Origin of the sequence: Gimesia aquarii, assembly GCF_007748195.1 — a bacterium.
GTDB lineage: Bacteria > Planctomycetota > Planctomycetia > Planctomycetales > Planctomycetaceae > Gimesia > Gimesia aquarii.
The window spans coordinates 4,395,599-4,411,025 of the sequence record NZ_CP037920.1 but is presented as its reverse complement, the minus strand read 5'-3'; the positions used below and the strand labels follow the sequence as shown (position 1 = coordinate 4,411,025).

The window sequence follows — 15,427 nt, the reverse complement described above, 5'->3', positions numbered from 1 at the left end:
GCTCGTTTCCTACACACTGAATTACAGCTGTGTAAGGCTACTGCTTTAACTTTACCAGTCATTTACTTATTGTGTGTATCATCCAATTCAGTTAGATCCTCGACATTAGCCATATCTGCGAGCATCTTAGTGTATTTACGCAGTTGTATTTGAATATCTGCCAACTCCACATGGAACTCTTGAGAAATCACCTCATCTTCAAAGGCTCCATCCAAAGACTTCCTATACCACTTCGATGTGAATGGTCGAACAACCTGATTAAGAACTGGAATTGCTATTTTTGTAAACTCGTTACATTGTCGACCTTGGTTTTTTAGTGTTTCACGGGTCAAGCCAAACAACTTATAAATACTAGTCAGAGCTGTTTTTTCCTCGTTGTGTTCTGGTAGTACATGCTGTGTTGTGACGCGTGTTAACAATTCGATATATAACTCCCACGCAGCATCCCTATCTGGATCTTTGGGACTAAATTCCAGTTCTGCAAATCCAGCACTGAGCTTTACGCTGGACATACTCCATTTATCTAACCATTCTTTCCATTTCATTTTTGATAATCCGTAAACGTACATAAGAAGATTGGTTTTTTTAATCAGTCACAGCAAAGTAAGTCTGATATTTGGAAGCTATGACCAATTTCTTTTTAAATCACCCGTCGACGAGCGAATTCCGTTGGAATAACTTGCTCCAATAATTCGTCTACCTGTTCAGCATTTGTCGATATCGCACGACGGTATCTTGGCATCTGACGATCATCAATCCAAGGAAACTCCCATCCATGCGTTGTTTCGACAAACTCTTTCGCGAATTTTTTACTGATCTCAATACAGCCACTAAGCACAACGTCAATATAAGATTGGGCAATCGGGTTCATATTTGAAGGATTTTGAGCATTGTTAGTGATATATGCCCAGACCTTGTCATCTCTATTGTAAGATCGGTTAGATGCAATTATCGTATCAGATGGAATCTGCACACGCGAATAACCGTGTTGAATCTCACGTTCATCGGCTTCTGAAATAGTCTTAGAATTAATTTCTAACACAACCCCGTTGCACGTAGAGTCTTTTTGAAAAACTACACCTAGTCCCATATCACAATCTTCTGGAATAGGTAAGAACCATCCTCGCTGTAAACCAATCACGCGTGCTGGCACGCGGCTTAATGAGGGACCAATTAGACATTCGCTATCTGAACCAATCAAGCTACCATACACAAACAAAAATTGAGCCATCAATTTTTCCTTAGAGAAGTGCACCGAAATCTACACCATTGTCATTCCAGACAACTTTTTCAAACCATTCACTTATCGCTTTGACACCATTGGGAGTATTGGTTATCTCTAAACCAGCTTGTAAAGCATCACCAGCTGGCTGATGGTACGATAGATGAACATGACAATTATCAACTATTAAGAAATCTGCTCCCCATGGTTCTGCAAGAGCGAATTGAATAAATTCACTTGCCCCCATTTTCTCGAATGCCTGTTTACGATCTAGCATACTTCGATTACGAGCTATCGATAGGCGATTTGAATACACTACTTTATGATGAACGTTACGCGCCCCTGCTTTAGCAAGACTCTCAATAAATTCAGCTCGGCCTTCATACTTGCCGCCACCAAATGCCGTAGAGTAAATATGACTTTTAGCGCCATCAACTAATTTAATTGCTAAATTGTAGATCTCATCATAGCTTCGCATATGGTATAGACCATCCAAACATTTAAGTTCAATCTTTGATTTCAATTCAACTTTTCGGTCGGCCATTTCACTGAAATGGAGCTGTACTATTTTTTCATAAAGATGGTTAGCAAAATACTTGACAAAGCTTTCACTCTGATCGAAGCAAGATAGGCAAAGGTGATCTTGAATTTCAGGCGGTTCAACGCTCGATAATATGTCTTCTAATAAAACAGGTATGACAAAAGTACGTTTTAACACTTTTTCACGTTCAAGAGCCCATTTGAGTTCTTGCTCCACCCAATTTGAAGAAAGGGCATAGGTGCTCAGAAAAAGAACTACAAAATCTACCTCATCAGAACTGATCGCATTTTTAATACTCTGAGATAAATCTCTTCCAATTAAGAGTTCTTTTTCATCGATCCAAACAGAAAAGTGGTCAGGAAAGTGATTCTTTATCTCACGAACTAGCGATTTGTCTCGACTTGAGTGACTGAAAAAAACTTTCATCAGAAATAACACCTCATTTCGATTTACTAATTGAAAGACCACCTAAATCATGTGATTGCAATCAGTATATTTTGAACAACGATTCCAGAGTTCTCTGACTAATTAATTATGAATATTTGGCCAGTATATTGCAACTATCGCTTTTCAAAGAAAAATGACTGAGCAATTACGGTTACCCGGTCAATCTTGGTAAACGCCCTCAAAATGAAACGGCGTCTCGTCATCATCCACGTGGTTCGGTATGGGATGAGAAGTATGAGCGATCATTTTTTCGGTCCCTCTTCGATTTCAGATAACCGCTGCAATGTCTGCTCAATCATTGTTTGCATCTCTTTCACTTTTGACTGACACTTTTTGCAGAGATGCCGCCGCATTTCCTTTGGTAGTGTCAACATCTGGTCGCGGGCCTCGATCACACATTCTGCGGCAAACAACTCGTATTCTTCCCGACTGATCAGCATCTCATCGCGATAAGATGCCACCCACGCATCACACTCAGAAACATCGAAAACTCTCCTTCGTTGAGATCCGCTAACCGGAAGTCCTTTTTTGATCCAGTTCCGAATCGCCTTGTCGCTCACGTCCCACCGTTCGGCAGCGACAGTAAATCCAATGATACATTTGACCGGCTCCATTTTTTCACTGGAGCCTGTTTTTTAGGTGTTTATTTCGTTTTTGAGGTGGTGCGTTTTGATGCGACTTTTTTGGACGATCGCTTTTCTGATTTTTTGCCTATCAATTTAATAGGAAGAAGAAGAAGTGACTTAAAATTGCGTTTTGAGACCAAAAAATTGCGATTAGGGAACCGCGCGCGACCCCGGGGCCCCCGCAGGAGGACCCGCGAATTTTTTAGCCGGGCTTGTACTTGGCTGGCTGATCTTAAACGCTTACCGAGCTGAGTGGAAACGAATTGCTTTTCTTCTCTCCCTCAATCAAAACCATTATTTTGTTGCTCAGATTCCTGCTCGAGTTGCTCGATGTACCTGGTGCAAGTTTCATTGGTCGACTGATCAAACTCGTCCAGGTATGACAGCTCATTCAAAGCCTTGTCGAGATCTTCATTAGACTGAACGACGGGATCAGCTCCCGGTAATTTATCTGCTGGACGATCATTTGAGCTGTGGCTTTTCATATTTGATTCCTTTCAACAATTTCAATCCGGGATAGATCAGAGCAAATAAGACGACGAAACCTGTTTCCGTTGAGGCCCCTCTTGCCAATGTGGAGCGTACTCATTAAAGAAAAGAGCGATCCGTCATCAGGAGCTGGCGCACCTTCATCGATCATGTCCGGAACCCACGTAGGGAAAATACAATTGTCAGAAATGCAGTGGGATAGGTTGTCTTACCATCAAGTGGCTTGAGAGGGAGTTTATTCGAGTATTGATTCGGCTTCCTTGCCTGATTAAGAAATGATATAAAGAGCGGTAATTCATCCATGCCCTACCGCTCTCTGAAAATGACTGGCGTTTCATGCGATCCATCATTCTACACCAGTTTCTTTTCGCAGTTACAATTTCGCATTAACTCGTTTAAAAAAGTCAAGGGCAGTTGGATTATGAGAAGAAAAAAAACAATTACGATTGAGCTTGATCGGGATGACTGGTGGCCGCTATGTCGTTACGCGGCAAAAGAGAATATCTCAATTCGAGGGCTCGCAAGAAAAACGTTGATGCCATTGATCGACGATTTGAAGAGACGGTATCCACGGCAACCAGTCAATGAATCCCCGTCGATCAAGGATGTTCATTAATTGTACATTGATTTTGCCAATACGATCGCAATCTGCCCTGAGAGACGTCAATTAGGGTTTAAATGAAATCGTATCGCGTGAATGGCGCCACCTATTAATGATAAAGTGACCGGGTAACATCAGTTACCCCGGTCAATATTTTATAGAGTTTCTTTTAAAAGAGTCGTTTAAAAACGCATTAAACAAAACGTTTGTGTATATCGAACAAAGGTAAGAGTAACGTCAAAGCTATGGCACCAGTTCAAATGATTAATCAGACTTTCAGTTTCGAATCGTCAACATAATATAAGAAACTATCTCTGGAGTATCATTTCGAGAGATCAGAATAAGCTCTGCTGTATCACCAATTATTGTGTGATGGAACTCGTGTCCATTTGGTGCTTTTGTTTTTGTACTGCGAACTCCTAGAAATGTTTCAAACTCTTTAATTGTCGAAGATTGCAATTTAAGTCCACCTTGGATTTTCATGCTTGGGCCGAACACATATATCTGAAAGAGTTTGTTGCTAGATGTGAACCGAAAACTAGTATTAGATACAACAAAACCTTTGCCATCTTTATACGTGAAAAAGTTTCCATATTTGATGCCTTGCTTCGTTAATTCATTCTTCATCTTATCCAGTGAGATACCCATTCGTATTCCATTGTAGCTAGGTATCTTGAGATTTAATCCTCTTTCACGGGCGAGAACGACTGACGGTGTATCCTTCAACGTTTTGTCATTACTATCACTGACGATGCGTGCTCTATCCGAATTGAATCTGACACTGCTGAAACCAGAAGTATGCCCCTTGAGTGTGCGTATTTCCTGGCCCTGCGCGGCATCCCAGATTTTCACCGTGTTGTCTCCACCACCACTGACAATGCGTACTTCATCCGGGCTGAAGGCGACACTGCTGACCCCAGAGCTATACCACTGGAATGTAAGCAACTCCTGGCCCTGCGTGGCATCCCAGATTTTCACCGTTTTGTCTAAACTGCCACTGACGATGCGCGCGCCATCCGAACTGAAGGCGACACTGCTGACCCCAGAGGAATGCCCCCGGAGTGTGAGTAACTCCCGACCATGCCTGGCATCCCAGATTTTCATTGTGCTGTCGTAACTGCCAACAATGATGCGTGTTCCATCCGGATTGAAAGCAACACTGGTGACATATTTAGAATGCCCTCGAAGTGTGACCAATTCCTGGCCCTGCGTGGCATCCCAGATTCTCACCGTTTTGTCTCCACTGCCACTGACGATGCGTGCTCCGTCCGGGCTGAAGGCGACGCTGCGAACCCCAGAGGTATGCCCCTTGAGTGTGCGTATTTCCTGGCCCTGCGCGGCATCCCAGATTTTCACCGTGTTGTCATTACTGCCACTGACGATGCGCGTTCCATCCGAACTGAAGGCGACACTGGTGACTCTGTCTGTGTGTCCCTTGAGTGTAATCAACTCCTGGTCCTGCATGGCATCCCAAATCTTCACCGTGTTGTCCCAGCTACCACTGACGATGCGCGTTCCATCCGGACTGAAGGCGACACTACTGACCGAAGAGGTATGCCCCTTGAGTGTGTGTATTTCCTGGCCCTGCGCGGCATCCCAGATTTTCACCGTTTTGTCTCCACTACCACTGACAATACGTGTTCCATCCGGACTGAAGGCGACACTGGTGACTCTGTCTGTGTGTCCCTTGAGTGTGCGTATTTCCTGACCCTGCGTGGCATCCCAAATCTTCACCGTGTTGTCCCGGCTGCCACTGACGATGCGCGTTCCATCCGGACTGAAGGCGACACTACTGACCGAAGAGGTATGCCCCTTGAGTGTGCGTATTTCCTGGCCCTGCGCGGCATTCCAGATTTTCATGGTGAAATCCCAGCTGCCACTGACTATTCGCGTTCCATCTGGGCTGAAGGCGATACTGGTCACACTATCTGTATGTCCCTTGAGTGTGATCAACTCCCGACCTTGTTTGGTATCCCAAATTATGCCCGTGTTGTCGTGACTACCACTGACGATGCGCGTTCCGTCCGGGCTGAAGGCGACACTGCTGACCGTAGAGGTATGCCCCTTGAGTGTGCGTATTTCCTGGCCCTGCGCGGCATCCCAGATTTTCACCGTGTTGTCATTACTGCCACTAACAATGCGTGTTCCATCCGGATTGAAAGCAACACTGGTGACATATTTAGAATGTCCTCGAATTGTGATCAATTCCTGGCCCTGCGTGGCATCCCAGATTTTGACAGTGTGGTCAAAACTGCTACTGACGATGCGTGCTCCATCCGGGCTGAAGGCGACTCTGGTGACCCCAGAGGTATGCCCCTTGAGTGTGCGTATTTCCTGGCCCTGCGCGGCATCCCAGATTTTCACCGTGTTGTCATTACTGCCACTAACAATGCGTGTTCCATCCGGACTGAATGTGGCACTGTTGACTCTGCCTTTATGTCCCTTGAGTGTGCGTATTTCCTGACCCTGCGTGGCATCCCAAATCTTCACTGTGTTGTCCCAACTACCACTGACGATGCGCGTTCCATCCGGACTGAAGGCGACACTGATGACTTTAGAGAGATGTCCCTGGAGTGTCTGCTTGCTCACATCTAACATACTGTAGAGATAAGAGTACTCCCAGCTCCGTAAGGTCGGGCTCGTTGCCATCAGTATGTTTCTGGCTGCTGAAATATGTGTTTCTTTCAAAAGGCGTTGGGACGTTCTAACCTGACTAGCATACAATAACTGGTCCGCTTTTTGTCGTGCTTTACGTTCAGTTTCAGCTGTTCGTCGCTCTTTCTTTATTGCCTCTTCTGCATTAACAAGTGCAATACGTCGCTGTTCAGACATTTCAGCTGCTTCTTGACTTGCTTTTCTTGCTTCAATCGCGCTTCTGTTCATTTTTACGGCGAAAAGGGCTGATGTTATAGTACCAATCACCAGAGAAACAGCCAGAGCTGTACTCAATCCAGCCACTATCGGGTTACGTTTACACCACCGCCCGAAACGTGTGCCTATTCCAATAGGTCTAGCCTTAATGGGTCTTCCATTTTGATATCTCCCTAGTTCCTTTACTAAGGCATTTGCTGACTGATACCGTCCTGCCTTTTCTTTCGACAGACATTTCAAACAAACGGTTTCAAGATCCGCATCGACTGCCGGGTTCAGTTGACGAGGTGAAACTGGTTCTTGTTCAAGAACTTGCTTGAGGGTGTCCATGGCATTCGCAGCCTGGAAGGGAGGCCGACCTGTTAATGTAGCATAGAGAACTGCACCGAGTGAATAAACATCTGAAAGTTGATTAATGGCACTATGATCTCCTCTCGCCTGTTCGGGAGGCATATAGCTAGGAGTTCCCATGATTTGTCCCGTGACTGACATCCCACTAGATTCGCCAAGTGATTTAGCTAACCCAAAATCTGTCACACGAGGTTGCCCGTTTTTGTCCATTAAAATATTATCAGGCTTCAAATCACGATGAACGATCCCTTGATCATGACCATACGCAACCGCTTCAGTAACAGCGATCAAAATACGAGTTGCTTCTTCCGATGGCAATGGGCTTTCTTTGAGTTGATCTGCCAGGCTATTCCCTTCAATCAACCCCATCGAGAAGTAATGTCGTTGATGATGTTCACCCACTTCATAGATTGGTACAATATTGGGGTGTTCCAACTTGGCTGCCGCTTCCGCTTCCTGTTGAAAACGGTTGATGTCATGTTCTGTTGCTAATTGTCCAGCCAGAATCATCTTCAAGGCTACAACACGATTAAGCCTTTTTTGCTCGGCTTTGAAAACGACCCCCATTCCACCCCGTGCAATTTCATCAATCAGGACATAATCCCCGAACTGTTTGCCTTGAATGTCTGCTGGATCTCTCCTTGTTTTAGGTGGATTCGTCGTCTCTTCTTTAAGAGACGGTGAAGAATTAAAAGAGTGACCTGTTGCTGCAACTATCACTTGATCTGGAAAGATCTGTCGAAGGAGTTGATGCTGTTCAGAAAATCGTGCCCAGTATTCTGAGGGGTTCAGCAATGGCTCCTGTCGTTGTCTAATGTGATATTCTGCTTCAACCAACTCACAGAACGTTTCTTTGTCTTTGTGAAGTTCGGGAAATCGATTGAAGTATTCTTCAATACGAACTCGTTCACCCGCTTTAATGCGAAAATCAAGATCAGAATGGACTAGTTCAATGATCACTACAGTTCGTAAATGTCCGGTTTCAGGAACAAAATCTTCTATAGCAGGAGGAGTAGCCGTTTGCCAGGCAACTTCGAATCGTTCAACAATTTTCTCCACCGTTTTCTGGTCTACCACAGAAATATGTCCCTGTCGTAATTGCGAATTCATAGGAGATCAACCTTTAACATAAGACATCTTCATCCAAAGCCAAGTAATCCTAGATGGAACGAGATTCAATCCTCCTCAAGTATTCAGTTCTATTCGTGCTAGGTCGAGAACACGGCGCACAGTTCTTTCGCTGCAACCCACTTGACTGCTAATTTCTTGTTGCGTATATCCTTGGAGGAAAAGAGTAATCATATTTCTCTGTCTGGGATTAAATGTTTCCAAAAATTGCTCCATAGTTTCAGTTAACACTGCTGCTTCTTCTGGTGTGGGCTCTCGTGCGATCGCTTCCCAGTGTCTTGCTGATTCCTCTGTTCCAATATTTGGTTCTATTTCCCGATTGATATCACGTTTGTTTGCATAAAAATGATTGATTTTTCTACCACACTTTCGGAGTGTGATTAATATCAGCAACCCCCACAAACTCTCCCAGTTCTCCAACTCATATTGTCCTTGGGCAAAGCGGTGAAAAAAGCTGCGGTATACCGATTGCACTAAATCTTCAGCATCCACTTTGTTTTGTAAACGTGTACCGAGATGGATGCGAGCTTTTGCAATCAATTGCTGTGCATAGCGTTCGTATATCTTTGTTGCTGCATCTTGATCGCCTCTCTGAAGTTGGTTTAGAAGGTCCTGGAACGAACTTTGTGCAGTCAATTTGTGCTGCCTTCTTAAGATGGGAAAATCAAAGATGTAACCAAATTCATTTGAACACATAGACCTGAGGTATATTTATATACTTTTACTCTATTAAATCTCCTACGTAGTTCAATCATATAAGTCCATCATTTCCCTAAATATCTTATTTTGACTTGAACTTGCACCCAACTCTGTACCAGTTGGAATGCTAGAAATCCAAGGTAAATTCATCCCTGGCGCGCCAGGGATGAATTTTTCGCAGACTACACAGGGGTTTGGTTTCATAGTGAGCTATGTGGGCGGTTTTCTTTATAATCCAGCCGCCACTGGTCGATTTGATTTCGAACCTCGAACACGCGGGAAAACTACTACTGGTTTAGAAATTCCTCTCCAACTCGTTCGTTGAATGTTTCAAAATTCACATAGTCTATCGATTTACTAATCAGAATAATTTTAAAGTCAAGTTGATGAAGAAAGTCCACCAGTCCAGACTCTCACGATTAAGTTATTGACGTCGTCAACGAACTGAATCGTTTCCCATGAAACAGCCGGACGGATATAAAGTCTATGCCCCTGGGATCATCGGTGTGGCCGATCGGTACGAACTCCGACGTATTCGTTACGTATTGATCGTTCATTTCCAATTTTTATTGTCTAGACCAATCGTCTCGCCACGATCCAGTTCGAATTTCGCATCACAAAAAAATCGGAATGATCTGCTCAATAGTAAATTGTTTTTCGTTATTTATCACTCTCTCTAAAAAAAATCCAAAGTCGAAATGTTTCCATAATTCAGAGGGATATGGTTAAGGGAACTAGGTCAACACTAGGATGCAGAAATTGCCTTGGTGATCGTACAACTGAATCTCTTGCTTCTTAGATTCTTCATCGAACAACTGTATCTCACGAAACAAAATATTTTGTAGCGGTAAATAATGACCCATCGATGCTAATTTTATTTTTTCTACAATAAAATTTGGAATGGCTGTCCGCTTGATGCCCCAGAAATGCATTTAATAAATATCAAGATCATTTTTTTGATGTTAATACTTTTGAATTACTTTCAATTACATCTAATTTCTGATTTTCAGGTTTCCCCCTTAACTTCAAAACTGGGGAATTGGTACGTACCTTGAATGATAATTCAGGAAAACAGAGGTAACAAATTCTCATTTTGTTATGTAAAGAATTCTTTCAAATGGAATCAAATTCAATGATTTATTTGGATTTACTCAACTATAAATTAGATCGTAAATAGTTCAATAACTATGTGTCTAATTGTTTGATTACAGTAACACCTAATACTTTGGAGAACTACCATGCGCTATGTATTGATTTTTCTTTTTCTATCCGTACCTATAACCACCAACGCCCAACTTATCCGAATTAAGCCACCGAGAATTCCAACCAAGCCTCCTACAGCAAACGACTTTCAGAGGGAACTCGAAAATGCTGGGAGAGAAATAAAAGACGTTTGGGAAAAAATTCGCAATCTCAATCCACCCAATGCTTCAGAAGAGCTCTGGGGTGAAGCTGGGCGAGTCGCCTATGTGACTGCCGCAAAGATCATGGCCAAACGATCGTCTACTGGTGAAGCACTTCCTGCAAATATTAAGCACAAACTTCGCCCTTTTTATGATGACTTAGTTGATCGCGTAACCGTCCATTGGGGAACACCAACACTTGACGAATGGGCAGCGGCGAAATTCAAAGTACGCCTAACAGACACAGAGTCTGATGCGCAAACGTATGGTTACGATATTTATACGCGCTGGCAGAAAGGCGAACATAGTGATGAGGACGTTTGTGACTTAATGTCGCACGAATTAATGCACTCTCGCCAATATGAGCGATTTAGGAAATCACTTTCCAATTTTGGATATCAGTACTTCAAAGAATACAAACGGTCAAATCAGAATTATCGAAACAATAAACTTGAAGTAGAGGCATATGAAAAAGCACCTCACTGTGTTTCATTAGGCGTCACGAAAAGTGATGGGTACGTTGAATTCCACCGAAGATTAGTACAATCGTGGCAAAATCCCGTTGCTGTAGGAAGGCCTGCCATTATTGAACTACAGTTTCCTCGCGGTAGTATTAAAAATCAGCTTCAGCCAATTCGGGGACGGTCAATTGAAGCTAAGTGGATTGGATATCTGATTCATCATATTGTGGGAAATCCTCCAAATGAAAAGGGATACAAAGAATTTCATCGTCGCCTCAAAAACGTTTGGAAAGAAAAACCGCCCATAGGCAATTCAGCGATTAAAGAACTCAAATTCCCAGAAGGATCTTTAGCGGAACAACTCAAAGACATTCCTGGTAGGTCAAACGAGGCAAAATGGATTGGGTTTATCTTCCATCACGTTGTAGGAAATCCTCCAAATGAAGAGGGATATAAAGAGTTTCATCGTCGCCTCTTACAAGTCTGGAAAAATTTGCCGCCATGTGGACCGAAGGCAATCATTGACCTTCAATTCCCCGAAGGATCAATCGAGAATCAGTTGAAACCAATCCCTGGCCGAACTATTGAAGAAAAATGGATTGGATATTTCATTCACCATATTGTTGGTAATCACGCAGAGCTGAAGTAATACCATGTTGACAAGTTGTCTACATACATGGCGAACAAGAATGGGAACTTTATCTATTGATTAGAACGAATAATTCGATTCCATCTCAAATCTCTCAAGTATTCTAAGTGTCCGGGTAACTATTTCTATCCGGTCACTTTTTATGCGATCTTTTGATTATGACCGGGTTACAGTCGTTCCCAGACACTTTTCATTTTACTTTTTCTTGAGGACAAAATTTATCTACTAAAAAAGTAGAAATCATCTTAACATAAGGATCATGCCATGTTGCGATTTATTTTTACGATGCTTTTTGTTTTTACGATTATTCCCAATGGTTTCGCCGATGAAGTCCGCGATTACAATCGTAAAAAAGAAAAACAAGGAAAGCAGCGAATTCGGGATCGATACCCCAACTACTATGTGGGATTTTCACGCACAATTCATGCTAGAGACGGAGCACGCGCTACAGCAGAGATTTGTTTAGGGGCAATGGGTGCTACAGATAGAGATGGAAACCCGTTATGGATGGAAACCATAAAGCGTGTGAGTAAAGACTTTAAAAAAGACGTAGATCGAATTGACCAAGAAGCAAAGGAGGTGGGAGTCGATATCAGTAGAGAAAAACCTTATACGTACGGTCAAATTTGGGTGAAGCATCGAGAAGGCAATAAATATGTTTATTCCGAAACACCCCGTTCATGGATTTTCTTTGTGGTTTACCGACTTTCTACCAGTGGAGTGCCCAAAACTGCCGAAAAGCTTAGTATTGTTGGCACGAATGAAGCTGTTTACTTGCTAAGAGACGGTTCGGAAGTACTACGATATACTGGTGGTAATGAAATGGTAACGATTGATTCATCTGAAGAACAGAAGGTCCTTTATAACGGAGGAGATCGACTCTTGATGGTAAAGGAAAAGTATCAGATGTGGCAGTTCAAGAACGGAGTGCCAACACCGATCTTCGATTCTGGCAAAAAATGGACTAAGGAAGAAAAACAGTTAACGGGAATTAATGGAAAGGTCTACATGGTTAAGCGTGGAAACCAATTTTTTCAAGTAAAACCTCAAATAATTCGAATCCCAGCACCAAATGGTAGGAAGTCCATTCTTCACACTAATCGACTTTACATGATTGTCGATAATGAAAAACTATTTCGATGGGGAGGCAAAAAAAACGTAGATGATTTCAAGTTAATAGCTAATCCTGGCACTACACACGTGGCTGCCAATTACCGGAATAAAGTTTACAGAATTAAGAATGGGACACAATTTTGGCAAGCCAAACCGAGAAAAATACGTTACTCGCTTCCATATTCTGCAACAAGCATCGCAGTAGATGACAATAACAAACCTTATGTCGCTCTTGAAAATGGTCACGTATGGAGAATACGTAATCCTCTTGACGAGCATAGTCCTCACGATGTGCTCAACACTAGTCCGGAACGCAAGAAATTGGCTTTCGCAAATGGCAGACTATACATGGTCAAAAACGACAGGGAACTCTGGCAGGTAACTCCGAGGCTACGTCGCATCACACTTCGTTGATGAAGCTGCCCCATTTATTCTCCTGTTGACTATTTAAATTGTCCGGGTAATAGCTGTTACCCGGTCATTATTCCTTTGTGAGATCACAGGCTGATGTCTGGGTAACTCTTATTACCCAGACACTAATTTAAATCATATTGAGAAGGGCGTGAGAATGAGTTTAGATCGCCGTTCAGAATTCCGCTTTTCCCAATTCAAGTCATTCAACCTAATTCCTTTGATCATAGCAACTTCCTCAATTTTATCTTGACAATTCATCTCTGTTTAAACAGAATTTCACTAATTCTACCCTTAATGGTTTATACCGAAATAATTCAGTCTAATTCAAGTTATGCTGTAATGACAGACGCAGAACTCACACAGAAACTCGAAGATCTGCGAAAGCTCATTGTTGATTGGGCGACTGAACGCGACCTGTGGTACGACTCGTCGTTCACCGACTGGGTGACCCATTTTGACATGGAACCTACCCAGATTCCGTGCGTCTTGGTGATGACATATGAAGGGCCTCTTTTTGAAATCATCAATGGCTATGCGGACTCAGCACTCGAAGACGAGTTCACGGAACTCTTCGATGATACCGGATTCTACTTCGAGCTACACGACCACGTTACCGCGTGCTTCTACCCATCGAACGATGAACTCATTCCCCACTACCAGCAATTCTTCGAGTGGCAATGGATTTGCAAACTTGTCGCGGAAGACTATGGAGACCTCTACGAAGAACTGTTTGAGTACTTTCAAGCCAAGCCTGAACGTCTTCGTGATTTACACCATCGCGATTTTGAAAGACTGCTGGATTCTGTATTTCGAAATAACGGCTACCTCTCCACACTCGGACCGGGATCTGGAGATGGTGGCGTCGACTTGCGTCTCTATCACAAAGACGCAATCGGAGATGTGACAACGTTGGTTCAAGCGAAGCGGTATGCAGAGAGTCGCGCAATCAATCTAGAGGCCGTCGCCGCCCTTAGTGCTGTCGTTGAGGACGAGAGGGCGAATCGCGGCCTGTTCGTTACGACGTCACGGTTTCTGCCAAGCGCGAAGAAGTTCGCGGATCGCCAGCAACAGCGAATCACGCTTGCGACTTCGGGTGATGTTCAGAGATGGTGCAATACAGCATCTACTCGAATCCTTCGTGACAAATCACAACTTGTCACGCAATCCCACGTATCATCGCTACTCACGGATCACGATAACGAGCAAATCGTCTATGCCAGTTGGGGCTATAACTGCACACTCATCAGCTTTGCGATTATTCTCAAGGAAACAAAGAACGCAGCCCTACTGATGTATCTTCCATCCAAACACATCGATGGCGACGGACAAGTCGGTACCGTTGTTCCGGACACTACTGCGACGTCAATAGAAAATCTCAATGCCGACAATGTAATGCGCGCCACGCGTTCAAAATCGGAATACAATGACACGGTCTACTTCCATGCGGACCACAAGTTATTCGAACGGTGGGACGGAAATCCGGTATACTTCAACTCAATGGACTAACGGGGCAGTATAACAACACCATGCACCGGAGTTGCAGTCCGGGCCGAATTGTCAACTGAGAATCGCTGGCGGCAACCCGGTGATTTTGGGTGTTACTCTTGCACTCATCCGATAAACTCAAACATTTTCTCAAATGCGTTTTTGAGCGACCTTTAAAAGACACCCTCTAAAATATTTACCGGGTAATGGCTATTACCCGGTCATTTGAATATTATTTTGATGAGTACGTTTATATAAATAATACGAAAAATTCTTACAAGGAAAATAAATATGAACTCTGAAACTGAAAACCAATATATTGATACCATCCTTGATCGTGTGAAAGTTCTAGAAGAAAAAATTTCAAAAGTTGACTACACGCATGGTCAACTTTTAGCTAGTAAAGGGTGGATTATCTTCTCCGGAAGTTTTTTTATGCTCCTTCTCGGAGCTTTTTTTGGTATTAAAGGGTTATTCGATATAGATGATGAAATTCGTAGAAGAGTTGAAGAAGCAAAGGTTGATTCTAAACTGAAAAAAGTTGTAGACGATGCTAGGAAAGAGGGGCAAGAGATTACTTCTATACTAAAATCGATTCCTTTGGATGGAAGAGCGGCCGCCGCATGGTTTAATTATGATGGTGGATCAAAAAATAGCAAAGGTGTAACGGGTATCCGTTCAAAATATGGAATTAAAGAAATTGGACCACGATCAAAAGACAATGAGTACCTAGTTTCCTTTGCAGGTGAATTTGAATCGGTTGATTATGCTTATTTTGCTTTTTCAGAAAAACCAATTACTTTTTCGAGGCAAAGTTTAGATAGTATAGTTGTGAAAGCGGAATCTGATTCCTTCTCTCTTTTATTTTTTGGAAAATTCAAGCCTACAGATCCAACTAGAGCAGTGCAAGAGTGACCGGGTAATGCT

Annotated in this window: 13 protein-coding genes; 6 read left to right on the top strand and 7 right to left on the bottom strand. The window is 43.0% G+C overall.

Annotated elements, in window-relative coordinates; genetic code table 11:
* Window positions 1-62 precede the first annotated feature (62 nt).
* The 5 genes from V144x_RS16985 to V144x_RS16965 form a co-directional block, all read right to left on the bottom strand.
* The gene (locus V144x_RS16985; protein ID WP_144986366.1) at window positions 63-545 is read right to left on the bottom strand and encodes a hypothetical protein; all 483 of its coding nucleotides are present in this window, start codon (window positions 543-545) and stop codon (window positions 63-65) included.
* Between the two features lie 95 nt (window positions 546-640).
* Entirely contained in the window at window positions 641-1,231 is a 591-nt protein-coding gene (locus V144x_RS16980; RefSeq protein ID WP_144986364.1) for a gamma-glutamylcyclotransferase family protein, read from the bottom strand.
* Window positions 1,232-1,241: 10 nt separating this feature from the next.
* On the bottom strand, window positions 1,242-2,189 hold the full coding sequence (locus tag V144x_RS16975) for a toll/interleukin-1 receptor domain-containing protein (protein WP_144986362.1): 948 nt from the start codon (window positions 2,187-2,189) through the stop codon (window positions 1,242-1,244).
* 263 nt (window positions 2,190-2,452) lie between these two features.
* Window positions 2,453-2,824, bottom strand: a complete 372-nt coding sequence (locus V144x_RS16970) for a helix-turn-helix domain-containing protein (protein ID WP_144986360.1) — start codon at window positions 2,822-2,824, stop codon at window positions 2,453-2,455.
* A 293-nt stretch (window positions 2,825-3,117) separates the two neighbouring features.
* Complete coding sequence (locus V144x_RS16965) at window positions 3,118-3,321, bottom strand: hypothetical protein (protein WP_144986358.1); 204 nt, start codon at window positions 3,319-3,321, stop codon at window positions 3,118-3,120.
* Between the two features lie 425 nt (window positions 3,322-3,746).
* Between V144x_RS16965 and V144x_RS16960 the strand changes: the two genes are divergently transcribed.
* Window positions 3,747-3,941: a hypothetical protein gene (locus V144x_RS16960; protein WP_144986356.1), complete on the top strand. Its 195-nt coding sequence runs from the start codon at window positions 3,747-3,749 to the stop codon at window positions 3,939-3,941.
* Between the two features lie 261 nt (window positions 3,942-4,202).
* Here the strand turns inward: V144x_RS16960 and V144x_RS16955 are convergent, their stop codons facing one another.
* Together V144x_RS16955 and V144x_RS16950 are read right to left on the bottom strand one after the other, a co-directional pair.
* Window positions 4,203-8,258, bottom strand: a complete 4,056-nt coding sequence (locus tag V144x_RS16955; protein WP_144986355.1) for a WD40 domain-containing protein — start codon at window positions 8,256-8,258, stop codon at window positions 4,203-4,205.
* Between the two features lie 75 nt (window positions 8,259-8,333).
* A complete protein-coding gene (locus tag V144x_RS16950) occupies window positions 8,334-8,912 on the bottom strand; it encodes an RNA polymerase sigma factor (protein WP_197998476.1) in 579 nt (192 codons plus the stop codon).
* Between the two features lie 229 nt (window positions 8,913-9,141).
* Between V144x_RS16950 and V144x_RS29095 the strand changes: the two genes are divergently transcribed.
* The 5 genes from V144x_RS29095 to V144x_RS16925 all read left to right on the top strand — a co-directional run bounded on the left by V144x_RS29095 (window position 9,142) and on the right by V144x_RS16925 (window position 15,415).
* Window positions 9,142-9,300 carry a hypothetical protein gene (locus V144x_RS29095; protein ID WP_232102553.1) on the top strand — a complete coding sequence of 53 codons (159 nt, stop codon included), beginning with the start codon at window positions 9,142-9,144 and terminating at the stop codon, window positions 9,298-9,300.
* Between the two features lie 913 nt (window positions 9,301-10,213).
* A complete protein-coding gene (locus V144x_RS16940; protein WP_144986351.1) occupies window positions 10,214-11,488 on the top strand; it encodes a hypothetical protein in 1,275 nt (424 codons plus the stop codon).
* A gap of 264 nt (window positions 11,489-11,752) precedes the next feature.
* Window positions 11,753-13,015 carry a hypothetical protein gene (locus V144x_RS16935; RefSeq protein WP_144986349.1) on the top strand — a complete coding sequence of 421 codons (1,263 nt, stop codon included), beginning with the start codon at window positions 11,753-11,755 and terminating at the stop codon, window positions 13,013-13,015.
* A 339-nt stretch (window positions 13,016-13,354) separates the two neighbouring features.
* On the top strand, window positions 13,355-14,521 hold the full coding sequence (locus tag V144x_RS16930; protein ID WP_197998475.1) for a restriction endonuclease: 1,167 nt from the start codon (window positions 13,355-13,357) through the stop codon (window positions 14,519-14,521).
* A gap of 270 nt (window positions 14,522-14,791) precedes the next feature.
* Window positions 14,792-15,415 carry a hypothetical protein gene (locus V144x_RS16925; RefSeq protein WP_144986345.1) on the top strand — a complete coding sequence of 208 codons (624 nt, stop codon included), beginning with the start codon at window positions 14,792-14,794 and terminating at the stop codon, window positions 15,413-15,415.
* The last annotated feature ends 12 nt before the right edge of the window (window positions 15,416-15,427 follow it).